Annotated in this window: 24 protein-coding genes and 1 pseudogene; 16 read left to right on the plus strand and 9 right to left on the minus strand. The window is 45.5% G+C overall.

The annotated features are described in order from the left end of the window. Positions 1-4: 4 nt before the first annotated feature. Positions 5-1,144 carry a glutamine-hydrolyzing carbamoyl-phosphate synthase small subunit gene (gene carA / locus ACZ424_RS06890; RefSeq protein ID WP_464904245.1) on the minus strand — a complete coding sequence of 380 codons (1,140 nt, stop codon included), beginning with the start codon at positions 1,142-1,144 and terminating at the stop codon, positions 5-7. Positions 1,145-1,433: 289 nt separating this feature from the next. Here carA and ACZ424_RS06895 point away from each other — a divergent pair, with 289 nt between their 5' ends. From ACZ424_RS06895 to ACZ424_RS06925, 7 genes are all read left to right on the plus strand, one after another. Then, positions 1,434-2,264 carry a metal ABC transporter substrate-binding protein gene (locus tag ACZ424_RS06895; RefSeq protein ID WP_464904246.1) on the plus strand — a complete coding sequence of 277 codons (831 nt, stop codon included), beginning with the start codon at positions 1,434-1,436 and terminating at the stop codon, positions 2,262-2,264. A 3-nt stretch (positions 2,265-2,267) separates the two neighbouring features. Next, on the plus strand, positions 2,268-2,837 hold the full coding sequence (locus ACZ424_RS06900) for an anthranilate synthase component II (RefSeq protein ID WP_464904247.1): 570 nt from the start codon (positions 2,268-2,270) through the stop codon (positions 2,835-2,837). Beyond that, a complete protein-coding gene (lpxB, locus tag ACZ424_RS06905; RefSeq protein WP_464904248.1) occupies positions 2,834-3,907 on the plus strand; it encodes a lipid-A-disaccharide synthase in 1,074 nt (357 codons plus the stop codon). Before ACZ424_RS06900 ends, lpxB begins: the two co-directional genes overlap by 4 nt. Then, entirely contained in the window at positions 3,907-5,007 is a 1,101-nt protein-coding gene (locus ACZ424_RS06910; RefSeq protein ID WP_464904249.1) for a THUMP domain-containing class I SAM-dependent RNA methyltransferase, read from the plus strand. The genes lpxB and ACZ424_RS06910 overlap by 1 nt, the downstream gene beginning before the upstream one ends. Positions 5,008-5,028: 21 nt before the next feature. Continuing rightward, positions 5,029-6,139 (plus strand): peptide chain release factor 2 gene (gene prfB / locus ACZ424_RS06915; protein WP_464904250.1). Its coding sequence is split into 2 segments (ribosomal slippage): positions 5,029-5,103 and positions 5,105-6,139, totalling 1,110 coding nucleotides; the frame shifts between segments, so codons are not numbered across the junction. Between the two features lie 144 nt (positions 6,140-6,283). After that, positions 6,284-6,679: a hypothetical protein gene (locus ACZ424_RS06920; protein ID WP_464904251.1), complete on the plus strand. Its 396-nt coding sequence runs from the start codon at positions 6,284-6,286 to the stop codon at positions 6,677-6,679. A gap of 18 nt (positions 6,680-6,697) precedes the next feature. Continuing rightward, the gene (locus ACZ424_RS06925) at positions 6,698-10,279 is read left to right on the plus strand and encodes a cytochrome c3 family protein (protein ID WP_464904252.1); all 3,582 of its coding nucleotides are present in this window, start codon (positions 6,698-6,700) and stop codon (positions 10,277-10,279) included. A 29-nt stretch (positions 10,280-10,308) separates the two neighbouring features. Here ACZ424_RS06925 and ACZ424_RS06930 read toward each other — a convergent pair whose 3' ends face one another. The 5 genes and pseudogenes from ACZ424_RS06930 to tnpA all read right to left on the minus strand — a co-directional run. Continuing rightward, positions 10,309-10,458 (minus strand): hypothetical protein, encoded by a 150-nt coding sequence (locus tag ACZ424_RS06930; RefSeq protein ID WP_464904253.1) that lies wholly within the window; start codon positions 10,456-10,458, stop codon positions 10,309-10,311. Beyond that, positions 10,458-11,873 (minus strand): cysteine--tRNA ligase, encoded by a 1,416-nt coding sequence (gene cysS / locus ACZ424_RS06935; RefSeq protein ID WP_464904254.1) that lies wholly within the window; start codon positions 11,871-11,873, stop codon positions 10,458-10,460. Before cysS ends, ACZ424_RS06930 begins: the two co-directional genes overlap by 1 nt. Positions 11,874-11,925: 52 nt before the next feature. After that, the gene (locus ACZ424_RS06940) at positions 11,926-12,975 is read right to left on the minus strand and encodes an RNA-guided endonuclease InsQ/TnpB family protein (RefSeq protein WP_464904255.1); all 1,050 of its coding nucleotides are present in this window, start codon (positions 12,973-12,975) and stop codon (positions 11,926-11,928) included. A 90-nt stretch (positions 12,976-13,065) separates the two neighbouring features. After that, on the minus strand, positions 13,066-13,311 hold the full coding sequence (locus ACZ424_RS06945) for a hypothetical protein (protein WP_464904256.1): 246 nt from the start codon (positions 13,309-13,311) through the stop codon (positions 13,066-13,068). Beyond that, positions 13,296-13,544: pseudogene (gene tnpA, locus ACZ424_RS06950) on the minus strand (IS200/IS605 family transposase); the annotation flags it as partial. The gene ACZ424_RS06945 and the pseudogene tnpA, both read right to left, overlap by 16 nt. Positions 13,545-13,602: 58 nt before the next feature. Between tnpA and mazG the strand changes: the two are divergent. Genes mazG through ruvB form a run of 9 tightly spaced genes read left to right on the plus strand, consistent with a single transcriptional unit; the run spans position 13,603 to position 20,822 of the window. After that, positions 13,603-14,385 (plus strand): nucleoside triphosphate pyrophosphohydrolase, encoded by a 783-nt coding sequence (gene mazG, locus ACZ424_RS06955; protein WP_464904257.1) that lies wholly within the window; start codon positions 13,603-13,605, stop codon positions 14,383-14,385. A 33-nt stretch (positions 14,386-14,418) separates the two neighbouring features. Further along, positions 14,419-14,901, plus strand: a complete 483-nt coding sequence (locus ACZ424_RS06960; RefSeq protein WP_464904258.1) for a universal stress protein — start codon at positions 14,419-14,421, stop codon at positions 14,899-14,901. Beyond that, positions 14,901-15,962: an S-methyl-5-thioribose-1-phosphate isomerase gene (gene mtnA / locus ACZ424_RS06965; protein WP_464904259.1), complete on the plus strand. Its 1,062-nt coding sequence runs from the start codon at positions 14,901-14,903 to the stop codon at positions 15,960-15,962. Before ACZ424_RS06960 ends, mtnA begins: the two co-directional genes overlap by 1 nt. Next, positions 15,940-16,809: a type II secretion system minor pseudopilin GspK gene (gene gspK, locus ACZ424_RS06970; RefSeq protein WP_464904260.1), complete on the plus strand. Its 870-nt coding sequence runs from the start codon at positions 15,940-15,942 to the stop codon at positions 16,807-16,809. The genes mtnA and gspK overlap by 23 nt, the downstream gene beginning before the upstream one ends. Then, positions 16,806-18,038, plus strand: a complete 1,233-nt coding sequence (locus ACZ424_RS06975; protein WP_464904261.1) for a hypothetical protein — start codon at positions 16,806-16,808, stop codon at positions 18,036-18,038. Before gspK ends, ACZ424_RS06975 begins: the two co-directional genes overlap by 4 nt. Then, positions 18,019-18,579, plus strand: a complete 561-nt coding sequence (gene gspM / locus ACZ424_RS06980) for a type II secretion system protein GspM (protein WP_464904262.1) — start codon at positions 18,019-18,021, stop codon at positions 18,577-18,579. Before ACZ424_RS06975 ends, gspM begins: the two co-directional genes overlap by 20 nt. Continuing rightward, complete coding sequence (locus ACZ424_RS06985; protein WP_464904263.1) at positions 18,569-19,309, plus strand: hypothetical protein; 741 nt, start codon at positions 18,569-18,571, stop codon at positions 19,307-19,309. Before gspM ends, ACZ424_RS06985 begins: the two co-directional genes overlap by 11 nt. Beyond that, a complete protein-coding gene (ruvA, locus tag ACZ424_RS06990; RefSeq protein WP_464904264.1) occupies positions 19,309-19,875 on the plus strand; it encodes a Holliday junction branch migration protein RuvA in 567 nt (188 codons plus the stop codon). Before ACZ424_RS06985 ends, ruvA begins: the two co-directional genes overlap by 1 nt. Next, positions 19,872-20,822, plus strand: a complete 951-nt coding sequence (gene ruvB / locus ACZ424_RS06995) for a Holliday junction branch migration DNA helicase RuvB (RefSeq protein WP_464904265.1) — start codon at positions 19,872-19,874, stop codon at positions 20,820-20,822. Before ruvA ends, ruvB begins: the two co-directional genes overlap by 4 nt. Here the strand turns inward: ruvB and serA are convergent. The 3 genes from serA to ACZ424_RS07010 form a co-directional block, all read right to left on the minus strand. Then, the gene (gene serA / locus ACZ424_RS07000; protein ID WP_464904266.1) at positions 20,819-22,420 is read right to left on the minus strand and encodes a phosphoglycerate dehydrogenase; all 1,602 of its coding nucleotides are present in this window, start codon (positions 22,418-22,420) and stop codon (positions 20,819-20,821) included. The genes ruvB and serA overlap by 4 nt on opposite strands. Positions 22,421-22,487: 67 nt before the next feature. Further along, on the minus strand, positions 22,488-23,681 hold the full coding sequence (locus ACZ424_RS07005; protein ID WP_464904267.1) for an HD domain-containing protein: 1,194 nt from the start codon (positions 23,679-23,681) through the stop codon (positions 22,488-22,490). Further along, complete coding sequence (locus ACZ424_RS07010; RefSeq protein WP_464904268.1) at positions 23,668-24,096, minus strand: Fur family transcriptional regulator; 429 nt, start codon at positions 24,094-24,096, stop codon at positions 23,668-23,670. The genes ACZ424_RS07005 and ACZ424_RS07010 overlap by 14 nt, the downstream gene beginning before the upstream one ends. Between the last annotated feature and the right edge of the window lie 24 nt (positions 24,097-24,120).

Here is a 24,120-nt window from a genome sequence, read left to right on the forward strand (position 1 = left end):
TCCCCTAACGGCCTTTGTAGTCTGCTATTAGCTTCTCAAATTCCCTGAAAAGGTACCTTGAGTCGTGGGGGCCGGGGGAGCTCTCTGGGTGATACTGAACGGTAAACAGAGGCTTTGTCTTGTGCTTTAACCCTTCCACCGTTCCGTCGTTCAGCGAATGGTGAGTAACCTCAAGGTCATCGGGAATTGTAGACTCGTCAACGGCAAACCCGTGGTTCTGGGCAGTTATCTCAACCCTTCCAGTCTTCCTGTTCTTAACCGGTTGGTTTGCTCCCCTGTGGCCAAACTTAAGCTTGTATGTAGAGGCTCCGAGAGCAAGGGCAGTTAACTGATGCCCAAGACATATTCCGAATATCGGTTTCCTGTAAGTTGCGATTAGGTATCTAATCGTTTCAATTGCGTATGTGACTGCAGCCGGATCTCCGGGGCCGCAGGAGAGGAATATCCCGTCTGGGTTCATCTTCAGTATTTCTTCGGGTGGAGTATGGGCTGGAACGACTATCGGTTTAATTCCAACGTCAACCAAGTTTCTCAAAATGTTATACCTGATTCCAAAGTCTAAAACCACAACGGAGTATTTAAAATCCTTTTTCTCCGGGTAGCTCTCTCCCAGTTTCCAGGTTCCCAAGTTCCACTCGTAAGGCTCCTTACAGGTTACCTCGTCAACCAAGTTTAACCCCTCCATGGGGGGAATTGACCTTGCCTTTGAGATGAGACTGTCAACGTCTAAGTCAACAGTTGAGATAACCCCCCTCATCGTTCCGACGCTTCTCAGCTTCTTGGTGAGTTCTCTCGTATCTATTTCACAAATTCCCACAACGCCATACTCTTTCAGGTAGTCCTCAAACGACTTCTCTGCCCGCCAGTTTGAGTAGATCTCAGATATCTCCTTAACTATAAACCCTTCCGCCTTTGGGCCGTTAGATTCTACATCCTCCCTGTTTGCTCCAACGTTGCCAATAAGCGGGCAGGTCATCGTAACTATCTGTCCTTTAAACGAAGGGTCAGTGATTATCTCCTGATATCCCGTCATTGAAGTTGTAAACACCACCTCTCCAGCAGTTTCCCCTTCAGCTCCGAAGCTTAAGCCTTCGTAGTAAGTTCCGTCCTCAAGGGCAAGAATTGCCTTTTTCCTCTTCAACATAACCAACTCCGAGTCTTTTGGTTGAGAGTTATTATAAACTGAACTTTATCTTTGAGGTGGATCCCGAAAACTGCACTACACCCTTAGTTAAAATCGAGGAAAAGCTACTCGTCAGAATTTAAAGCTATGGTAGTCCTTTTAGCGTCTAAGTAAAAAAGCAGTTTCTTGAGAACTCCCACAAAGTGAGTTTCTACGATATTTTGTGTAAGGCTATATTGAGGGTGGTAATGCTTAACGATGTTTTTGTATATATTTTATTTCACACTTCCTTAAAGGCACGGAGGAACTAATGGTTAGGCTTTTTTTCCTTTTGTTGTTTATCATTTCCTTTGCCGGTTGTTTTTCTGGAGGAGGAAAAAAGCCTTTGATAGTAGCCTCTTTACCAGTTTGGAAGAGTGTTGCCGAGTATTTAGGGGGAGGGGATTTTGAGTACTACTCTATTCTGAAAGGAGGAGAATCGCCTCACACGTATGAACCAAAGCCTTCTGATGTTCGGAAGGAGAAAGAGGCTTCCCTTGTTATTGTTCACGGTTTAGGGCTTGACGATTGGGCTCTAAAGGGTGTTGATAAGAGTAAGGTTTTGAACCTGGGAGAGCTCTTCTCCCAAAAATACCCGGTAGTGAAGCAGCCGGGGTATCACTTATGGATGAATCCGGTTCTGATGGAGGACGTCTATTTTGAGGTTGCCGAGAGGTTAACTAAGTTCTACCCTAAGAGAGAGACCTATTACAGGAAGAGAGCTGAAGACTACGCGGCAATGATAGATCAGATGATTGGAAGGATTGATGCGTGTTTGAAGGGGGCAAAAAGCAGAGCGGTTGTTATCTATCACCCTGTTTGGAAGCCGCTACTTGAAACCTTCGGGATAAAGGTTATTGAAGTAGCAAGGACACCTGAGGAGCAGGTTACTCCGGAAAGGATTAAGGAGGTAATAGAGGAAGCTAAAAAAGAAAACGCTAAATTGGTTATAAGCGAAATCTTTGCAGACAGGAAGGTTCCACAGCTTGTTGCTAAAGAGATCGGCGGGAAGGTTTTGGTTTTAAACCCTATTCCAGAGGATAATTACGTTATAGCTCTCTCTAACTGGGGGGAGAAAATCTGCGGAGCTCTGAAGGAGTAGGTAATGATTTTAATGATAGACAACTACGACTCGTTTACCTACAACGTTGTCCAATACTTTGGGAAGCTCGGGGCTGATATAGAGGTTTACAGGAACGACAAGATAACCGTTGACGAGATTGAGAGGAAGAATCCGGAAGCTTTAGTTATATCTCCGGGTCCTTGCACTCCGAAGGAGGCGGGAGTTTCCGTTGAAGCAATAAGGCACTTTGCGGGGAAGGTTCCGATTTTGGGAATATGTTTGGGACATCAGTCAATCGGTTTTGCCTTTGGCGGGAAAATTAGGCGGGCGAAGAAACTTATGCACGGTAAGGCTTCTCTGATTCACCACGACGGGAAGTTTCTGTTTGAGGGGATGAAAAACCCGTTCTCTGCAATAAGGTATCACTCTCTTGTGATTGACAGAGAAACTCTACCAGAAGTTTTTGAGATAACAGCTGAGAGTGAGGATGATAGGGAGATAATGGGAATTAGACACAAGGATTTTCCCATCTTCGGCGTCCAGTTTCACCCGGAATCCATCCTTACAGAGGATGGGATAAAGATTATTGAGAACTTCTTAAAACAGATATGAAAAAGATACTGATAGTAACCGGGGAGCTCTCCGGGTTTCTCTACGCAAAAGAGGTGGTTAAGGAGCTCCCCCAAGATTTCCAGGTTTTCGGTGTCTTCTTAGACGAGATTCCTGGAACTGTAAGGATTTACGACTCAAAAAAGCTCCTATCATTTGGCCTAATTGAGGTTTTAGAGAAACTCCCAAAGATACTGGAAGGAAAGAGGAAAATCGTCTCTTTTTTAGAGAAGGAAAAACCCGACGCCGTTCTTCTGATTGACTTTCCCGGGTTTAACTTAAAGGTCGCAAAAGAGGCAAAGAAGAGAGGAATAAAGGTTTTCTACTTCATCCCTCCTAAACTTTGGGCTTGGGGAAAGTGGAGGGCAAAACATTTAAGGGAGTTTACAGATAAGGTTTTTGTCATATTTCCCTTTGAGGAGGGTTTCTACAGAAAGTTAGGGGTAAACGCTCAGTTTGTCGGAAATCCTTTAGTTGAAATGGTAAAGCCGGAGGTAAGTAGAAAGGAACTTCTGAAAGAAACCGGTATAAAAGGGGATTTCTTCGCCCTCCTTCCGGGAAGCAGGCCTACGGAGATTAAGTATCTCCTTGAACCTTTAAAGGACTTTGCAGAGAGCTTCGGCGGTGAGTGGGTAATCCCGGTTGCAGAGAGCGTAAAGGAGATGTTTAAGGATTTCCGTTCAGAGAACATTAGGTTAGTTCCGGAGAGTAGAAGGTATTCTGTGATGGCATACGCAAAGGCCGGCGTTATCGCCTCTGGAACTGCGTCTCTTGAGGGAGCTCTCTTTGGCCTTCCCCACGTAGTCGTTTACAAGCTAAATCCCGTTACGTATTGGGTTGCAAAGAGGTTGGTTAAACTGCCTTTCGTTTCTCTTCCGAACCTCATAGCCGGGAAAGAGGTCGTCCCGGAGCTCCTCCAGGAGAGGGTAAACAGGGAAGAGCTCTGGAATACCTTTTCACTTTTGCTTGAAAACGGGGAGAACGTGAGGGAGCTCCTTGAAAGAGAGGTAGCCTCAAGACTTAAAGGAGGGGCTATAAAGAGGGTCGTTGAGGAGATAGTTTCGGAGGTGTGATGGAGTTATTTGCCGTCTCTCAGCCGGGGCTTGAGGAGGTAACCGAAAGGGAGTTAAAAGAGCTTGGGATAGAGGGAAGGGCCGTTCCCGGCGGAGTTGAGTTTGAGGGAGGTTTAAGGGAGGTTTACCTAACGAACCTATGGCTTAGGAGTGCCAATAGGGTTCTCCTGAGGCTCTGTAGGTTTAGGGCAAAACACTTTGCGGAGCTAGTTAGGAAGGCCTCAAAGTGCAGCTGGGAGAACTACATAAATGAAAAAATTCCCGTAAAGGTTAGAGCAACTTCAAAGAAGTCTAAGCTCTACCACACGAAGGCCATTGAGGAGAGGATCTTCAGGGCAATGTCCCAAAGGCTTGGATTTGAGCCTAAAAGGGCAAAGTATGAAGACGAGGGAATGAGCGTAATTGTTAGGTTTGAGAACGACGTCTGCACTATCAGTATAAACACTTCAGGAACTCCCCTCCACAAAAGGGGCTATAGAGTCTGTGAGGTTGAAGCTCCCCTAAGGGAGAACCTTGCGGCAGCTATGGTTTTAATTTCAGGATGGAAAGGGGATGTTCCACTGATTGACCCTTTCTGCGGCTCCGGAACGATTCCTATTGAGGGAGCCCTGATAGCTGCAAATCTTCCCCCCGGAAGGAACAGAAAGTTTGCCTTTATGGAGTGGAAAGACTTTGACGCTGAGCTGTGGAAGGAGCTCCTTAAAGAGGCAGATAATAAAAGGAGAGAGGTTAAAGTTCCCATTCTCGGGTTTGACATAGAGCCAAAGGCGGTTGAGTGTTCGGAGAGAAATTCAGAAAGGGCAGGAGTTTCGGAGTTTGTTCAGTTTAAGAACCTTTCGTTTCCGGAGGTTGAGTTTGAGAGAGTTCTCATAGTTACAAACCCTCCATACGGAGTTAGACTTCCTGCAAGGCAGGTGAAGACTATCTACTCAAGGCTTGGGGACTGGATAGTTCGTCAGTTTAAAGAGTGCGAGCTCTACTTCCTCTCACCTTCAAGGAAACTTGTAGAAAGAACGGGGCTAAACGCGGAGCTCCTTACCTACTTCTCAAACGGCGGAATAACTGTAGGGCTTTACAGGGCTGCCTATATTTCACAGTGAAATTTTTCTGGAGGTAGTTTGATGATAGAGAAAGTTCAGGAGCTCTCAGAGGCGCTTAAGCTCCTAAAGGAGAGGTATCAAGAAATAAGGGGGTATTTTTGACGTTGAGGGGATGAGGAGGGAGCTCTCAGAGATTGAGAGTGAGATGTCGTCTCCTAACTTCTGGAACGACTCCCAGAGAGCTCAGAAACTCTCACAGGAGAGGAACAGGATAGAATCTCAGCTCAACGCTTTCTCGTCTGTTGAGAGGAAGCTTGAGGACTCAGAGGTTCTCATTGAGATGGCTGAGGAAGAAGGTGAGGAGGAGCTCCTAAAAGAGGCTGAAGAGAACCTTAGAGAGGTTGAGAAAGAGCTCAACGAGTTAGAAGTCAAGAAGGTCCTCTCCGGTGAATACGACAGGAACAACGCCATTGTAACCATCCACGCCGGCGCAGGTGGAACCGAGTCCTGTGACTGGGCGGAGATGCTGATGAGGATGTATTTAAGATGGGCAGAGAGGAAAGGTTTTGAAGTTGAGATATTAGACCTTCAGGAGAACGAAGAGGCGGGAATAAAGAGTGCAACCCTTTTGATTAAGGGACCTTACGCTTACGGACTCTTAAAGTCTGAACACGGAACCCATAGGCTCGTTAGGATCTCCCCCTTTGACGCCAACGCCAGAAGGCACACCTCTTTCAGCGGAGTGATAGTTGTTCCGGAGATTGACGACGAAATTGAGGTAGAGATAAGAGAAGAGGACATAAGGGTTGACACCTACCGGGCTTCCGGAGCCGGAGGTCAGCACGTTAACAAAACAGACTCTGCCGTTAGGATAACCCACATTCCCACTGGAATTGTTGTAACCTGCCAGAGTGAGAGGTCACAGATTCAGAACCGTCAGAGGGCTATGAAGATTCTGAAGGCAAGGCTCTACGAGCTTGAAATGAGAAAGAGAGAGGAAAAGCTGGCTGAAGCAAAGGGAGAGCACAAGAGTATAGCCTGGGGGAATCAGATACGCTCTTACGTTTTCCAGCCCTACCAGTTGGTTAAAGACCACAGGACAGGGGTTGAAACCTCAAACGTTAACGCCGTTATGGACGGAGAGATAGACCAGTTCATAGAGGCCTACCTGAAGCAGAAAGCCCGGCAGTAACCGGGCTTTTTTCTCATTTAATAAAAATAAGAACTCTTTAATTCGCTAACTATTCAGAATTTTTTATTTAATTATCGTCATTCTTGAAATTTAGAAGATAAGAGATAAGATAGATTCTAAATTGTATTCATACTGGAGGTAAGAATGAAAGGGCGGAAGTGGAAAGTTACCCTTTCGGCCGGAACCCTCTTCCTTTTAGGGTTATCGGCTCAAGGCTTTTCTCACCCGCTGGTGCCCCTTAAAGACATCAATGGGAAGCTGATATCTGAAACTCTTAACTCTTCAGACAAAGTCGTTATCGGCGGAAAGACCTATGTTGCAGGAAACCCTGTAAGCTGGGAAGTTACGTGTGGAGCCTGCCACAAGGAAATTACGGGGGACGTAAGCACAGGTCTTCACTCTCCCGGCCCGATTCACGCAGCCTATCACATAGGTAGAGGCTGGGAGGAGATGTCTGATTCCTTCGGGGCTGATAGAGTAAGGAAAGGTATTGACTGGAGAAAATTCTTGCGTTCCTTAGGCGATGATGGAGCTTGGTGACCACCTTCTTACCGCCAGTTGGCGGCTAAACACCCTGCAAACGACCCTGGGCTCTCTCCCGATATAAACAACGGAATTGACTTTAGGGGTAGCGTTAAATACGACATGGACATGGGAACCCCTGATAAGGTCTTTACCTGTGCCTCCTGCCACTCCGGTGGAATTATGGCCTTTGACAGGGACTCCGGTAAAAGACACGATGAAGTTGAAACTTGGGATGGCGCAAAAGACGGAACAGGTTTCTTCTCAAAAGCCCAGTATTCAGACGATGAAGTAGACGGAGATCTCTTCTCATACACGGCAGACGAGGAGTCAAGGGGTTACATTGGAATGCCTCACAAGTTTAACTGGAAAAAATCCGGTGTTCTTGATACAGACTGTCTTCTCTGTCACTCAGATAGGTCTTTAGCAGAGAGCGAGAACCTCGTTGTAAAAACTGCAAACGGCTGGAGTACGGCTAACCCAACTCCGGCAAACCCCAGAGTTTTTGTATTTGTCAAGAGAGATCCTAACGGAAATGTTGTTGAAGTCTCTATGGGGTTTCCGCCGCAGCTAACTCAAGAAGAGGCTCAAAACGGCTACACGATAGACTCTGCAGCCTTCTACTCCGATCCACTTGGAAGACTGGTATCCGTTTACTACGGAGACGTTATTCAGGGGGTTATTGGGGCGGAGTTCCAGAGCTCCGGAGTTGACCCCAACAGTTTAAATCAGAAGCAGATGATGATGATTCAGAGTTTCACTATTGGAGTTATTACCGAATACCTGAAGCACGGCATGACAACAGGCTTTACGATTCCTTACTATCAACTTGGAAACCAGATCGGCGTTGACCTTAAAGACTTCACTTACAACGACTCAGACTTTAACAGCAGGCTTTCAGGGTTCTTCAGCCAGTTCTACTTGGACATCGGAGCTCCCAACTTTTCAGCAAGGGACTACTTGAGGAACGCTTTCTACGAATCAACAACAGAAGGTCAGCCCTACGTTGGAGCAGGATTTTTCCTCAGAGCCACTTCTATGCAGGATAGCTTTAGCTATAAACCCAACGACCCAAACGTTCCGTTTGTTAGACTTGCAAGGGCTGGACACTTCTTCGGCTGGGCTGCAACTGGAACGTTGATGGCAATTGCTGGTCCTAACGACCAAAGCAAGCCTCTTGCATTTGTGAAGCTTGAAAAGCAGAAGGATGGAACGTTTAAAGCAGTTGCTTACTACGCTCAAGACGCAGACCTTGATAACGTCAAGCTTCCAATACTTGAAACAGACGGCCATTACACCCTGAGTAAGCCTAATCCGGATACAGAGACAGAGGGAGTAGCGGTTTCAAATCAAGGAAATAAAGACAAAGAACTTTCTCTGATGTGTGCTCAGTGCCACTTTGCAATTCCGGATTTAGAAAACAGGTGGACTGTTGATGGACAGCATTCCTTCCCCAACTGGTACGTAAGGAGGGGAATTATCGGACTTGGGGCTGACGTTGTTAAGAGAGGCGCAGTTTGCGCTCCCGATGAGAGACAGAATGACCCATCAGTTGCTCCGATTGCAATAACTCCAAACGGTGAGATACCCCAGTACGACAACATGACTCAGGCTATGCAGTCTATGCAGAGTGGTGGTCTTCCTGTCGGTTACGACGTTCACATGGCTGCCGACGGCGGAAAGCTTTCCTGTCTTTCCTGCCACGGTCAAGACAACCTGTCAGATGATGAGAAGAAACGCCACAACCCCCATAACTTCCTGAAAGGTAACGACTCAGCCGGTGAGGTTATGCCGGCGCTTGACTACAACCCGTCTGTTAGAACTTGCACCAGCTGTCACTGGGGAACTGACGCAAACGCAGCAAAAGTCCACGAATCTTGGTTCGGACCTGCAGCGGGTGCTCACATCTCTAAAATAGAGTGTCAGGTATGCCACATTCCTTATAAGACCTACTGGACGTTTAGGTTCTTTGACGACAGTATGGGATACTCCAACCAGTTTGACGACAGGCTTATGAAAGTTGATAGTGGAACTGTTTATCAGTTCCCACCTGAATGGGCCATACCTGCCTTTGGACCGAGTCCTACTTACGGTCTTAACTTCTCCTACGTTATTGCTCAAACAGACGACAACGGAAACGACGAAGTTCTTCCTATATTCTCAATTGATATGGATCCCTACAGGGCTCTCATGAGGGTCGGAAACTCTACGTTCGGTGACTGGGAGATTAAGCCCGGTCTATTCCCGTGGAGATGGGCTCCGCCGATTATTAAGCGCTGGACGATAGACGACAAGGGTAATCCTGTCCTCAAAGCAGGTCTGATCAGTCCGATTCAGGTGTTTACTTGGGTAGACGCTGCAACAGGAAGAGCTCTCTTCACAAGAGAGATGAACATGGCAATAGACGGAGTAGCCTACGATTCAAACGGTGAACCTATAGGAAAGTCAACGATTGACCCTGAAGGAGAGAATCCTGAGAAAAGCGTTCCGGGACTCACAATAGATCTGAAAACAGGAAAGATTGCCTTTAAGATCCACTTCATTGGCGGTAACCCTGGTGGACTTCCTGACTACATAGAAGATGATGATGGAGATGGCGTTCCTGAGATCAGCACCAACGCTGAGTATGAAGCCCTCAAGACTGCGCTGAAACAGATACTTGATAAAGAAGATCCGGGACATCCCCACAACCCAGTTATCATGACGTTTATGGCTCCATTTGGAGTTGACCACGGAGTTTTACCTGCAGAGTATGCTCTCGGAGCTCAAAAATCTGGGCCGCTTTCCTGTAACGCCTGTCACAACCCGGATGAGAGCAAGAACAGGCTCAGCCCGGCCGTTTGGAGCGGTGACGAGAAGACCGGAAGAACTGTTACACTTACGGTTAGGGCTCTTCCGGATGAGGCCATTCAGGAGTCTAAAGAGAACCATGCCTGGTTCCTACCAGAGGGAACAACTGTTAAAGACGGTAAGTTTGTCATCACCCAGGGAGCTCTCTGCCGCGTAACATCGGTCGGTGTTGAGAGTAAAGAGTATGCCGGATTCTTCTTAGTAATGCCGGACGGAACGGTTACCGGTCCCAACTGGGACGAAGTATCCGTTTCAGTTCAGCCGGGAACTGTTGATACTCCTACGGCCATTAATGTTGAGAAGGTTGAGAACTCTTCAATAGAAGAATCTGCCCTCTCTGCAGCTAAGTCTGCCGGAATAGGAACTCCCGTTCTTGCAACAGAAATCTACGATATTCATACCAAGACAGACAGATTTAACGAGCCTGTAACGTTTACCGTTAAGTATGATCCATCTAAGGTTGCCGGAAAGATCGTTGTTCTTGCAAGTGAGGACGGTAAGAACTGGAGCGTTGTTACAACCGGAACGGTTGATCCGAACAACCCTTACGTAACCTTTGCAAGGATAAAACTCAGCTACTTTGCAGTTGCCGGAGAAGTTCCTTCTTCTGTTCCTACCACTGAAAGTACGTCAGCTTCTGGTGGAGGCGGTGGAGGAGGATGTTCTATTGCTCCTGAAACTGCACCGGCTTCTGGAATTGCAAGCTTCCTGACGATGCTCTCAGGTATCGCAGGGCTCTTTATCGGAAGGAGAAGGAAGAAAAACTGATTAAAGGGGGCTCCGTGCCCCCTTTTTTTCTACTTCTCAGAGAGAATAGCTAAGATGTAAACTACAAAGGCCAAAGCGAAGAGTCCAACGATTAACCACCAGGTTGCCTTGAAAACAAACCTCTTCCAGCATCTCTTTTTGCGTTTCTCCCTGTAGTAGTCTCTGTCGTAAATTCCCATTACAGCCTCTTGTAGACGGTTCCTGTCGGTAAGTCCTCTAAAGCGATTCCAAGCTCCTTGAGCCTGTCTCTAATCAGGTCTGCAAGCTGGAACTCTTTTTTCTTCCGGAGCTCTCCCCTAACCTCTATGAGAAGCTCTATTAGCTTCTCCTCTAAACCGCTCTCCTTTTCCCTTTCAAGTTTAAAGCCTAAAGTTTTAAGGGCATTTTCAACAAACTCAACGGCCTCTCTAAAAGAGAGCTTTTCAGTTTTTGTTATTCTTCCCTCTTTTAGAGCTCTGTCTTTTAGAAGGTTTACTTTTTTTACGAGCTCAAAGAGAGTTCCCAGCGCCTTAGCCGTGTTGAAGTCGTCGTCCATTGCAGACTCAAAGAGCTCCCTAAACTGTGAAACGGGGATAGGCTCACCTTTACCTTCAACTGTTTCTAAGGACTCTACGGCAGGGAGGGAGTCAATGAAGTTCAGGAGCCTCTTTAGAGCTCTCTCCGACTCTTCCAACCTCTCAAAAGAGAAGTCAATAGGACTTCTATAGTGGGTTGAGAGGAGGAAAAGCCTTAAAACGTCTGGAGAAAACCTCTCAAGTATCTCCTTTATAGTGAAAAAGTTCCCAAGAGACTTACTCATCTTCTCCTTGTTCACCATTACAAAACCGTTGTGAACCCAAAACCTTGCAAACGTCTTTCCCGTGTAGGCTTCAGACTGGGCTATTTCGTTTTCGTGGTGGGGGAAAATAAGGTCTAAACCTCCTCCGTGGATGTCCATAGTTTCCCCTAAATACTTCATGGACATTACGGAGCACTCAATGTGCCAGCCTGGCCTTCCAACTCCCCAGGGAGAATCCCAGCCAGGTTCTCCCTCTTTACTCCTCTTCCAGAGGGCAAAGTCTAAAGGATCTTTCTTCTTCTCCCCTGGCTCAATTCTGGCGCCGGCCCGGAGCTCTTCAATGTTCCTCTTAGAGAGCTTTCCATACTCCGGGAACCTCTTAACGGAGAAATAGACGTCCCCTCCGGACTCGTAAGCGTAGCCCTTCTCAATGAGGCCGTCTATCATCTCAATAATTTCCCTTATGTGCTCTGTAACCCTCGGCTTGTATGTCGGCTCTTTAACGTTAAGTGCTTCCATGTCCTTTTCGTAAGAAGCGATATACTTCTCTGCAACCTCTTTCCAGCTGATTCCTTCTTCCTTTGCCCTCTTTATTATCTTGTCGTCAACGTCTGTGTAGTTCCTTACGTAGATAACCTTGTAGCCTCTGTACTCAAGCCATCTCCTTATAACGTCAAAGACAACGGCACTTCTTGCATGGCCAATGTGGGCGTGGTTGTAAACTGTTGGACCACAGACGTACATCTTAACTGTTCTATCTTCTAAAGGTTTAAACTCCTCTTTTTTTCCTGACATAGTGTTGGTGATATAAATCATCTTCGCCCTCCGGCGTAAATTTCAGACGATTATATGTGAACTACCCTTGACTTTAGTCAAGGGCTTCACAGGGAGTTTGCTTACTTAGTGTAAGCCTTATCCCTGTCAGGTGGTCACCACACCTTGCTACCCCTATCTGCCCGTATATTCGGACAGACTTAAGGCTACTTTTAAGTCTTCCAAATACTCTTACTCTAACAGTTTGCTTCAATCCTGTAATGTAATCGTGAAAGTCTCTTTTATACTTCTTGAGTATGTTTCTTGCACCATTTACATCTGCATTTACAAATCCTAATATGCTTTTAAACAGTCCTCTGTGTTTCCTTGCTTCAGGTGTGTAGTTTTCTTTGTTAACAGCTACTTTCTTTAAGCTGTCCACACCTGAAGTATAGCTTTCATCTACTAAAACTACTTTTATACCGTATTCTTTTGCTTTATATTCTATCTGTTTTGATACTCTGCCGTGTGGCAGTAAGCTTAACATCTGGTTCACTATATTTGATAACTTACTTTCTTTATTTTTGCTTTCCTGTAGTTTTCCTATTACAATTGTTGAAACATTGTATTTCTTTGTAAGTTCTACTATTAGGCTTGAAACTTTATGGCTAAAATCTCTTAGGAGGTTGTTTATTCTTTTTTGTATCCTGTGGAGTATTTTATCTACTCTACTTGTAGCTAATCCTTTATTTAGCAGATTATCTCTTTTCTTTTGCCATTTTGTTAATTTCTTTAGGTATTTCCTTAGTATTGACTGTATTCCTTTCCCATCTACTATATAGCTTATAGGCTGATTTTCTATTACTATGGTTGCAAAGTTTGATACTCCATAGTCTATTGCAAGTGCTTTATCTGTTTGTGGTTTTTCTTCTTTTATTTCTTTCTCATATACTATGTTTAGTCTGTATGTGATATTCCCATATGCTTTGTAAGGCATTATCCGTATGTTTAAAATGTTTAGCTTGCTTAAGTTTAATCCTGTTTCTATTCTAAGGTAGTCAATTTCTATGTTGTGTTTTTCTTTTAAATGGTGTTTTAGTTCTTTTGATAGGGATAGTCTTATAGTATTTCCTTCAATCTTAAATCCACTCTTGTCATATATCACTGTTCTATGAGGAAATTTCTTCTTGTTAAACTTTGGTGGTTTTACTGGTGATGGGTATTTTTCTGGTGTCTGTAGGTAGTTAAAGAAGTTCTACCAGCCTCTTGAAAGTTCATCTAAAACGATTTGTGCTGTTCTGCTTTGCAGAGATTTTTTGTGAATAGAAATATCTTTTAGTTTATTGTATAGGTCAAATTTGTTAGGTTTTGCAAGTTTATTTCCCACAAGGTAGTTTGCTTCATTCCATAGTTTTCCTGCGTGATAGGTTAAATAGCCTAATATTATGCTTGTAATATTATTTAACTCTATCCTTAAGCTTCTTTTTACTTCCTTTGGCATTCTTGTATATACCTTCTTATCGTATCTGCTGATACATTACCAGCAGTCCCTAAATAGTAAGAGGGTGTCCATAAATGTCCTTTCCTAAATTGTTTTTTCAGTTCTGGAAATTCTTTAAATCGTTTTCTTGCAGTAATTCCTTTAAACAACTTAACTAATGTTGCAGGTGCATATTTAGGTGGAGCTGACACAAACAGATGTATATGGTCTGGCATTATTTCTAAGGCTAATATATCAAATCCATATTTATCAGCTATCTCAAAAATAAAGCCTTTTTAAGGAGGAGAAGAGTTGAGCAAGGAAAAATTCGGTTTTAGAGATTTGGTTGAGATAATGGAGAAGCTACGTTCACCTGAAGGGTGCCCTTGGGATAGAAAGCAGACACATAAAAGCTTACTTCCCTACTTACTTGAGGAGACCTACGAGGTTATAGATGCTGTCGAAAAGGGAGACGACGAGGAGTTAAAGGAGGAACTCGGAGACCTTCTACTACAGGTTATCTTCCACTCTCAGATTGCAAAGGAGAGGGGAGCTTTCACCATTGATGACGTTGTTGACGTAATTGCGAGGAAGCTCATCCACAGACACCCCTACGTTTTTGGGAGTAGAGAGGACATAAAGACTCCAGAGGACGTTAACATGGAGTGGGAGAAGCTGAAGGAGAAAGAGGGAAAAATTAAAGAGAGTATCCTTGACGGAGTTCCGGAGTCTATGCCTGCTTTAGAGAGGGCTTACAAGCTTCAAAAGAAGGCAGCAAAGATCGGGTTTGACTGGGAAAACTTTGAAGGGATAAAGGAGAAGCTGATTGAGGAGCTCTCCGAAATAGAGGAGGAGCTTAAAAGGGGAGACAGGGAGAAGTTAGAGGAAGAGGTGGGAGACCTTCTCTTTATGGCGGTAAACCTTGCCCGTTTCTTAGGAGTCCACCCTGAACTGGCTCTGAGAAGGGCAAACGAGAAGTTTGAGAAGAGGTTTCGCTACATGGAGAAGAGGGCTAAGGAGGAGGGAAAAGACCTTAAAGAGATGAGCCTTGACGAGATGGAGTCCCTCTGGCAGGAGGCTAAAGGTAAAGAGTAGTGATAAGATTTTTTAAAAACTTTGGAGGATACAATGCCCCTTTTCAGAAAGGTTCTATACCCGACGGACTTTTCAGACCTTTCAGAGGTTGCAAAAGACTACGTTAAGAAGCTAAAGGAAGCGGGAACGAAAGAGGTGGTAGTTCTTCACGTTATACATCCTTTAGAGTTTTCACTTCCACAGTTTGACGACCCGTTTGCTTTAGACGTTGCAACAATTTACGCCCGCATTCCAGAGGTAGAGAAGGCAATCTTAGAGAATCACGATAGGATGTTAAAAGAAATAGAGGAGGAGCTCCGCTCCTACGGTTTTGACGTAAAGAGGATTATGACCGTCGGAGACCCGAAGGAGGAGATTGTTAGGGTTGCAGAGGAAGAGAAAGTAAACGTCATTGTAATCGGCTACCACGGTAAGGGATTAATAGAGAGAATCTTGGAGATGGGAAGCACTGCAAAAGCGGTAATAAAGAAGGCCAAGTGCCCCGTTTTAGTAGTTAAGAAGGTAGAGGAGGGCTAATGGGAAAGATTAAAGACATTAGGCCTTTAAAGTGGACGGGAGAGAGCCTTCTCCTTTTAGACCAGAGGGAGCTCCCTTTAAAAGAGGATTGGGTAGAGTGTAAAACCTACGAGTGCGTTGCGAAGGCGATTGAGGATATGGTTGTTAGGGGAGCTCCTGCCATAGGCGTAGTTGCCGCATACGGCGTCGTCCTTGGGGCAAAGGAGTTAAAGGAAAAGGTAAAGAGCTACGTAGACTTCAAGGCAGAGATTGAGCTAATAATAAACAGGCTCGCTGCTACAAGGCCTACCGCCGTTAACCTTTTCTGGGCTCTTAAGAGGATGAAGAAGATTGTTGAGGCCGGCCAAAGTATAGACGACATCGTCGCTGCCCTTGAAACAGAGGCGGTAAACATAGAGAAGCAGGACGTTGAGACAAACAGGAAGATAGGCTTTTACGGGGCGGAGCTCCTTTCCTCCCGGGAGGTGGTTCTTACCCACTGTAACACCGGAGCTCTGGCAACTGCCGGCTACGGAACAGCCCTCGGAGTTGTAAGGGCTGCGGTTGAGATGGGAAAAGATATAACAGTTTTTGTTGACGAAACGAGGCCTTACCTACAGGGGGCAAGGTTAACGGCCTGGGAGCTCCAGCAGGAGGGAATTCCATACTACCTGATAACAGACAACATGGCAGGATGGTTTATGTCTTTAGGGGAGATAACCTGCGTTATCGTCGGGGCAGACAGGATTGCAAGGAACGGAGACACAGCAAACAAGATAGGGACTTACGCCCTCTCAGTCCTTGCAAAGGAACACGGAATTCCCTTCTACGTTGCTGCCCCTACATCAACCTTTGACCTTTCAATTTCAAGCGGAGTAGAGATTCCCATAGAAGAGAGGAGCCCGGAGGAAGTTCTCTACTGCCACTGTAAAGACTGTCAGATAGCTCCTTACGGTGCAAAGGTTAAAAACCCCGCCTTTGACGTTACTCCCCATGAGAACATTACGGGAATAATCACCGAAAAGGGAGTAATAACGTCTCCAAACGAGGAGAACATCGTTGAGTTCTTCTCAAAAGCGTAAAGGTATAGTCCTCTTTCTGGTTCTCTCCATAATGGCGGCCGTTGCTGCCTTTCTCTTTTCGGTTTTTTACCTCTCAAATTCAACCTACCAGAAGACTGAAGGTCTTAAGAACTACGCGCAAGCCTACCACGCAGCTGTCTCGGCTGTGAAGATAGCCCTCAGTTACTTAAGACAGGATAACAACGGCTTTGACGGTAATGGGGACAACTGGGCACAGCCCATAGCCTACAACTACAGAGGAATTTTTATCTCAATACGGATAAGCGACGAGTGTGGAAAGTTCAACGTTAACAAGCTAACAGACCCTCTCTACTACAGGATTGGAAAGAGGCTCTTTGAGGAAATAGGTAAGCCTGAAATTGTAGATGCTATAAAGGATTGGGTTGACAGCGACGACACCCCTTCTCCTTTCGGTGCAGAGAAGGACTACTACGAGTCTTTAGGATACAGGCCCTCAAACAGGCCGATGAAGAGTTTAGGGGAGCTCCTATACGTAAAGGGAATGGACAAAAAAAACTTTAAGAGTATTGAGCCTTTTGTTACAGTTTACGGAAACGGGAAGGTTAACGTGAACTCTGCTCCTAAGAAGGTTCTATTGGCACTTTCAGAGAGAATGAGCGACGAGGCAGCCGATAGTATAATTGAGGCGCGACCCGTAAAGAAACTTGAGACGCTTAGAGAGCTCCCGGGGATAGACAAGGAGCTCTACTACGAGATACTGCCCCTTATAACGAACAGGTGCAACTACTTAAGAGTAGAGGTAACTGCTTCAAGTGGTAACTCTACGGTAAGCGTAGTTGCCTACACTACCAGAAACAGAGTTTTAGAGTGGAAGGTTGTTGAATGATAGGTGTTGACTGGGGGAGTTCTACAGTAAAGTGGTTTGACGGTAAAAACTTTGGAACGGGAATTCCTGAAGGAAAGAGTTTTACAGTTGGAGTGTCGTCGTCTCAGATACTGGTAAGGAAGTCAGTCTACCCCATCTGTTCAAGTAGTAAACTGAAAAAGCTCATAGTAAACGACGTTGCAACAGACCTCTCTGTTGAACCTGAGGAGATATCTGTAGCCTTCTGTCAGACTGAAAAGTTAGAGAATGGCTGTAGTTTTCTGATCTTCGTTGAAAGGAGCGAGAGGCTGAGGGATCTCCCCGAAAAGGTCTCGTCAAGGGCACAGATAACCGTTGACATTTTGGGAGGAGTTGCAGCTGCCCTTAACTTCTCAGAGACCTTTACACTGATAGATGCCGGAACGAAGAAAGTTTCAGTTGTAAGCGTAAAAGAGGGAAAACTTGAACGGATAGAGGTTTTAAGGGGAGGATTCAGCTATCACCTGAAAAACCGGGAACTCCTTTCCCTTTTAGAAGAGATGGCCTCGGAGACCGTTTTCCTGGTAGGTGGAGGAGCTCTCTCTGATGAGTTCAGGGAAGAGCTCACGAAGGTAGTTTCCTTTACAGTTCCAGAGGTTGAGCCTTTTGGAGAGGAGACCCCAATCTACTTTAATGCTTACGGACTTTACAACTTCAGGAAAAGTCCCTGTCGGGCGTTCTTTAAGGGTATCTCTCTCTTTTCACAAGACCTTCTGAGAGAGAAAAAGAGACTCCTTTTCATAGGGACGACAGTTACTCTCTCCCTTTTGGGAATAACGGGAGGCCTTTTTCTGAACTACCTGTCTGTTAAGAGGGACTACTACCTTCAGAGGAAGGAGTTTAAGAGGGAGCTCTCCCAAATTGTCGGTGAGAAGCTCCTTGCCCCCGAGATACAGATTCCCCAGAAACTTAGTGAATACAGGGAATTAGCAAACTTCTTGAAAATTAACGAGCCCCCGTTACTCTACTACATTGACAGTATTTCAAAATCTACTGTAGAGGGAGTGAATGTTCTTGCTGTTGATGGAACTCTCTCTTCCGGCTACTTCACTATAAAGGGAAGGGCACAAGGAAGTAAGCCTTTAAACCTGTTTGTTACTAACTTAAAGCGCTACTTTAAGAGGGTTTCCGTCTCTTCAACTAAAGAAACAAAGTCGGGACTTAGGTTTACTGTAAGGGCAGAGGTAGAAAGTGGAAATAAACAGCCTTAGAGAGAGGTTTCTTGACTACTTTTCCTCCCTTTCAGAGAGGGAGAAGAGAGTCGTTCTTATAGGTATTCCCCTTCTGCTTCTCGTAGTCTATACCTTTGCAGTTATCGTTCCCCTTGAAACGTTGACTGGTAGCTACGAGAGGAAAAAGGAGGCGCTTGAGGAAAAGTTCCAGAAACTAAAACCTAAAATAGAGGAACTTATCTGCTTAAAGAAGGAAGTTGATCCGGTTAAAGAGAAACTTAAAAGGGGAGAAGACCTTGACGTTCCTTCGTTTATTCAATCGGTTGCTAAGATGGTCGGGTTAAACCTAAAAGACGTTAAGGTTATGCCCGGGGAAGTAAAGAAGGGATACGAGAGGGACGTCGTTACTGTAACCTTTAAAGAATCGGAGATAAACAGGGTTGCAAGGCTTATCTCTGTTATTGAGAGAGGTTCTTACTACTTTAGGGCTGACGGAATAACTGTAACCGACTACGACGAGAATGGTGTAGTTTCTGGGAAGGTTACCCTGTTCTTTTACAGGAGGAGCAGTGAAGGTTAAGAGAGCTCCCTTCCTCTTCTTAGTTTTCTTCGTTTCATTTATCTTTTCCCTCTATTTTACTTTCCCCTTTGAAAGAATTGCAGAGAAAATCCTGTATGAGAAGGGCTTTTACCCTGTTAACCTCTCCTTTCGCCACATACCTCCCAAGCTTTTTATAGGGGAGCTCCCTTTTAAAGGCGTTACGTTGAAAAACGTTTCAATCTCTCCCCTCTCCTTCAGCAGGTTCAGGCTCAGTTCGGAGCTCTGCGGCGGCCGTTTAAGTGCTGTTTTTACCTATCCGGTTAAAGAGTTAAACTTTAAACTTGAAGGAGTTAAGCTCTCAAGCTGCCCTTTGACTTTTAACCAAGTGAATTTAGAGGGAAACTTAGGAGGTGATGGGAGTTTAACCTTTAAAGGAAAACACTTAACCGGCGATAAGGGAGAGTTTAACCTCTACAAGGTTAAGCTTAAAGACGTTAATTTGGGACTTTTCTCCTTTAAAGAGCTGGACTTGGGAGACGGAAAGGTTGAGTATAGAGTTGATACGAAAGATTACGTAAAGATTAGTGGAAAGTTAAAGGGAAAAGACGCTGAAGTAACAGTTAACGGAAGTTTAAGCTACAACCCTCAGAACTACCTCAACTCATACATTAACCTTGTCTTTTCAGTAAGTATGAAAAGGGGGAAGTTTTCCGGCCAGAAGTTTAACTTTACCGTTAGGGGTAACGTTAACTCTTTAAGGTTCTACTGATGGTTGATTACCTGACAGGTAAGGTTTTTAAAAAGTATGGAAACGCCATTTCTCTCCTTTGTGGCCATGTAGGTTTTAAGGTTTTTGTTCCCATATCCCTCCTAACCGGCGTAGAGGAAGGGGAGAAAGTCTCCCTCTTTACGGAATTAATCATTCCACCGGAGGGAACGCCGACCCTATACGGGTTTCAGAGTGAGGAGGAGAGGAAGCTCTTTAGGGAACTGATAAAGGTTCCCAAGGTAGGAAGTAAGGTTGCCCTTTCAATTCTTTCCCACTTGGAAGTTGAGGAGTTTAAGAGGGCCGTTTCAGACGGAGACGTGGAGCTCCTCTCTCAGGTTCCGGGGCTTGGAAAGAAGCTCTCTAAGAGGATAGTTACGGAGCTCCGTCCCAAGTTGGAGGAGGAGAGGATAAAGAGGGTTCCGGCGGAGCTCTACGAAGTCCTCTCATCTTTAGGTTACAAGAGGGCTGAAATTAACAGAGCCCTGAAAGGCATAAATTTAGAAGGGCTGACTATAAACGAAGCTGTAAAGTTAGTCCTTAAACGCCTTTCAGGGAGTAAGTTTTGATAGAGAGACCAAAAAGTTTTGACGAGTTTTTGGGTCAGGAGCAGGTAAAGAGGCTCTTAAAGGTTGCAGTTGAGTCTGCTAAAAAGAGAGGGAAACCTTTAGACCACGTTCTTTTCTACGGCCCTCCCGGAACGGGGAAGACGACTCTCTCTTACATCATCGCAAACGAGATGGGAGCCGAGATAAAGGTCGTTGCCGCCCCGACGATTGAGAGGAAGGGCGACCTTTTGGGGCTTCTGATGAGCCTCAACGAAGGAGATGTTCTCTTTATAGACGAGATCCACAGACTCAACAGGGCTGTAGAGGAGACCCTTTACTCGGCGATGGAGGACTTTCGGGTTGACATCATTACCGGGAGTTCTAAGGCGACTGCCGTAACGATAGAACTCCCCCCTTTTACCCTTATAGGTGCAACGACGAGGCTCAACCTCTTAACTCCTCCCTTACGCTCCCGTTTTGGTCTTGTTTGTAGATTGGAACTCTACTCTGCTCCGGAGATGGTAAAGGTGGCGGAGGCCGTAAGCAGGAAATTAGGGCTCAGAGTTGACGGGGAAGGGCTGGATCTCCTTGCAAGGTGCGGAAGGGGAACTCCCCGGGTTCTTATTCAGGTTTTAAAGAGAGTCAGGGATTACGCCGTAGTCCACGGCTGGGATATTGTTGATAGAGAAAGGGTAGAGAAGGTTTTAAACGAGCTCGGCATAGACTCCTACGGCTTAGACAGGCTTGACAGGAAGATACTTCAGACCATTGCAGAAAAGTTTAAAGGAGGCCCTGTAGGGCTAAACACGTTGGCAACCGTCCTAAAGGAAGACGTTGATACGATAGAGAACGTCCATGAACCCTACCTGATAGAGATGGGATTTTTGGTGAGAACTCCCCGGGGAAGGAAGATAACGGAGAGGGGGCTTGAGGTAATAGGAAAACCCTCTCAGCCCCTGCTCCTTTAAAGGTTTATCTGCTTAACTTCTAAAATTTCAGGAATTTCCCTTATCTCCTTTAGAGCTCCTTCAGGAACGTCGTCGTCAACCAGTATTACTCCCTTGGCCTCTTTGCCCTTTTCAGTCCTTCCCAGCTGGAAGCCTGCTATGTTGACGCTGTATTTCCCGAGGATTGAGCCGAGTTTCCCTATAACTCCCGGAACATCAAAGTTCCTGATGAGAAGGAGCTTCCCTTCAGGGGTTAAGTCAAAGAGGAAGCCATTGATTTCAACGATCTTCGGGAAGGTATCGTCCATAACGGTTCCCGCAACTGTAAACTCCTCTCCGTCTCTTCCTCTGCAGATAACTCTTATGAGCTTTTTAAAGTTAACTCCTTCAGGTCTTCTAACTTCAGTTATTGAGATGCCTTTCTCCTTTGCAAGGAAAGGAGCGTTTATGAGGTTAACGGGAATGTCAACGACCTTTTTAAGGAAGCCCTTTAGAAAGGCAGTAGTTAGAGGTTTCGTGTCCTCTCCGAGGTCTCCTCTGAACTCTAAAACGAGCTCCTTTGCCCTTGAGCAGGCAACCTGAACGGCAAACAGACCCAATTTTTCTGCAAGCTCCATGAAAGGCTTCAGAACTTTAGCAGCGGCCGTATCCTCAAAGGGAGCGTTTACTGCAAACTCAACCTCCTCTCCTCTGAGGGCTGCAAGAACTTGGTTTGCAATTATCACAGCAACGTTTGTCTGAGACTCAAAGGTGTTTGCACCAATGTGGGGTGTAACTACGATGTTTGGTGCGTCTAAAAGGATGTTTTCGGTCGCAGGCTCTTTTGTAAAGACGTCAACGGCTGCAGCCCTTACCTTGCCACTTACCAGCGCTTCGTATAGGTCTTTTTCGTTTATTATTCCTCCCCTTGCAATGTTTAAAAGGATAACTCCGTCTTTCATTTTTTCTATTTCTCTCTTCGTGATCATGTTCCTTGTTTCGTTTGTAAGGGGAGTGTGTACGGTGATTATGTCTGAACGCCTTAAGAGTTCGTCAAGTTCATCAACGAGCTCAACTCCGAGTCTTTCTGCCTTTTCTCTCTTTATGTAAGGATCGTAGGCTATTACCTTCATGTCAAAGGCTTTTGCCCTTATTCCAACCCTTGAACCGATTCTTCCAAATCCGATTATTCCAAGGGTTTTACCTGCAAGCTCAACCCCCATAAACTTCTTCCTCTCCCACTTTCTCTCTTCCTTTAAAGACTTGTGGGCGTATGGGATGAGTCTAGCAGCGGCTATCATCATTCCCATTGTGTGCTCTGTTGCAGCTAAGGTGTTACCGGTTGGAGCGTTAACAACTAAGATTCCTCTACGGGAAGCCGCCTCAAGGTCTATGTTGTCAACGCCTACGCCTGCCCTTCCGACGACTTTTAGCTTCTTTCCCCTTTCAAGGAGCTCCTCAGTTACCGGCGTTCCGCTCCTTGTGATAAGGGCGTCGTATTCTGGAATAATTTCTAAAACCTTGTCCAAGTTCCTGAAGAGCTCCGGGTCGTAGGTAAGCTCAACGTCGGGCTGTTTCTTCAGGAGCTCTATCCCTGCATCTGCTATGTGTTCGGTTATTAAAACCTTAAACTTGGCCATTTTTAAACCTCCGGTTGTCTGTCCCTTATGCAGGGAGATTATAGAAAAACTGATTTTTCTTTGTTCTTTAACTGAGAACTTCAGGAGGAACTACAGCGTAGGTCTTTGATACCTCCCTTGAGAGGGCTTTTATTGCGTCTGTCGGGGCGACGTTAGAGAGTTCATCTACTCTTTCCCCGACCTTTACCTTTATTACCTCATCTCCCTGGGGGGAGTAGTAGGAGTAAGCAACTTTTGATGGCTCAACCACTTCAAAGTAAAACTCCGTAGGAAAACCGGCCTTCTCAACTCTCTCCTTTAACTCTAAGAGCTCTGAAGGTTTGACTTCAACTGTTCTAAACAGCTCCCTTTTAGCGAACCGCCTTGAAAGGTCTGAAATGACGCCGTCTTTAAAATCTTGAAGGGCGTAGATGGAGCAAATTATGTGGCCGTCTGTAAGCTTGAAGAACTCCTCTAAACTGCCTTCTTTGAGACACCTTTTGAGGCTCTGGTCAATCGGTAGCTCTTCTCCGTTTAGGAGGAGTTCCCTCATTCTCTTAACAATCTTCTGAATGAGAACCTGAGCAGATAGGTTAACCTTGTGGAAGTAGACCGTCCAGTACATCTGATACCTTGACATAACGTAGGACTCAAGGGCGTTGAACCCTTTAGAGCTCCACACCAGCTCTCCGTTCTCAACCTGGGCAGAAACGAGGATTCTGTTTGTATCTATTCTTCCGAAAGAGACTCCTGTGTAGAACGCGTCCCTCTTTAGGTAGTCAAGCCTGTCGCAGTCAAGCTGACTTGAAACGAGCTGGTATTTAAAGGGCTGGTCGGCCTCTTTTCTCAGTATTTCCTTCGTCTTCTCTATTAACTCACTGTCAATTCTCGTTTCAGCTTCTACCACCTCAAGAGCTTTCTGTGTAAGCTCTTCGTGATTAAAGGGAAGAATGAAGCCTTCAAGGGCATGGGAAAAGGGGGAGTGACCTAAGTCGTGGGTAAGGGCTGCTAACTTTAGAGGCAGTGTTTCCTCTTCCGAAAAAGTGTAGCCGTTGAGTTTTAAGTAGTTAAAGGCCTTCTCAACTAACCAGTAGACGCCTAAGGAGTGCTGAAATCGGGTGTGTTCGGCTCCGGGGTAGACAAGATAGCAGGGACCCAGCTGACGGATATACCTGAGCCGCTGGAGGGGGGAGCTCTTTAAAACCTTGTCAACGGAAGCTCCCCTCTCTACCAGTATGAACTCCTCGTAAACCGGGTCCATCAAGAGTTTATACTTTTTCACCCTTACACTCTTTACATACTCCGTAGCAGATGGCAGTGCAGCTTATCGGCTCCCCTACAAATTCTACCTCTTTTCCATTTACTTCAGGTATAACATCAATGTCGTAAATCCTTCCGCACTTTAAACAGATGAAGTGGCTGTGGGGCTCTACCCGTGCATCATACCTTACCTTATCTTTCAGTGTTGGAACTCTTTGAACAAGACCTACAGACTCTAAGCTTGCAAGCGTCCTGTAGACTGTTGTTAGGGATATTCCCTCAATTCTGTCCTTTAGCTCCTCGTAGAGCTCCTCTGCCGAAGGGTGGTCGTGCCTTGAGATGATGGCCTTGTAAACCGCGAGTCTCTGTGGAGTTACTTTTAAACCTAAAGCTCTTGCCTTCCTCTTAAACTCCTCAACTCTTCTTTCAAGGTTCATTTTTAACCTCTGTATAAATGTTTT

The organism is Thermovibrio ruber (genome assembly GCF_055380895.1).

Bases quoted from the DNA above. Each gene is read 5' to 3' on its own strand.
- ACZ424_RS06960 (WP_464904258.1), top strand. From the start codon at position 14,419: ATGCCCCTTTTCAGAAAGGTTCTATACCCGACGGACTTTTCAGACCTT.
- ACZ424_RS06910 (WP_464904249.1), top strand. From the start codon at position 3,907: ATGGAGTTATTTGCCGTCTCTCAGCCGGGGCTTGAGGAGGTAACCGAA.
- ACZ424_RS06900 (WP_464904247.1), top strand. From the start codon at position 2,268: ATGATTTTAATGATAGACAACTACGACTCGTTTACCTACAACGTTGTC.
- cysS (WP_464904254.1), bottom strand. From the start codon at position 11,873: ATGATTTATATCACCAACACTATGTCAGGAAAAAAAGAGGAGTTTAAA.
- serA (WP_464904266.1), bottom strand. From the start codon at position 22,420: ATGGCCAAGTTTAAGGTTTTAATAACCGAACACATAGCAGATGCAGGG.
- ACZ424_RS06975 (WP_464904261.1), top strand. From the start codon at position 16,806: ATGATAGGTGTTGACTGGGGGAGTTCTACAGTAAAGTGGTTTGACGGT.
- ACZ424_RS06920 (WP_464904251.1), top strand. From the start codon at position 6,284: ATGAAAGGGCGGAAGTGGAAAGTTACCCTTTCGGCCGGAACCCTCTTC.
- ACZ424_RS06895 (WP_464904246.1), top strand. From the start codon at position 1,434: ATGGTTAGGCTTTTTTTCCTTTTGTTGTTTATCATTTCCTTTGCCGGT.
- lpxB (WP_464904248.1), top strand. From the start codon at position 2,834: ATGAAAAAGATACTGATAGTAACCGGGGAGCTCTCCGGGTTTCTCTAC.
- mtnA (WP_464904259.1), top strand. From the start codon at position 14,901: ATGGGAAAGATTAAAGACATTAGGCCTTTAAAGTGGACGGGAGAGAGC.
- carA (WP_464904245.1), bottom strand. From the start codon at position 1,144: ATGTTGAAGAGGAAAAAGGCAATTCTTGCCCTTGAGGACGGAACTTAC.
- ACZ424_RS07010 (WP_464904268.1), bottom strand. From the start codon at position 24,096: ATGAACCTTGAAAGAAGAGTTGAGGAGTTTAAGAGGAAGGCAAGAGCT.
- ACZ424_RS06945 (WP_464904256.1), bottom strand. From the start codon at position 13,311: ATGCCAAAGGAAGTAAAAAGAAGCTTAAGGATAGAGTTAAATAATATT.
- ACZ424_RS06930 (WP_464904253.1), bottom strand. From the start codon at position 10,458: ATGGGAATTTACGACAGAGACTACTACAGGGAGAAACGCAAAAAGAGA.
- ruvA (WP_464904264.1), top strand. From the start codon at position 19,309: ATGGTTGATTACCTGACAGGTAAGGTTTTTAAAAAGTATGGAAACGCC.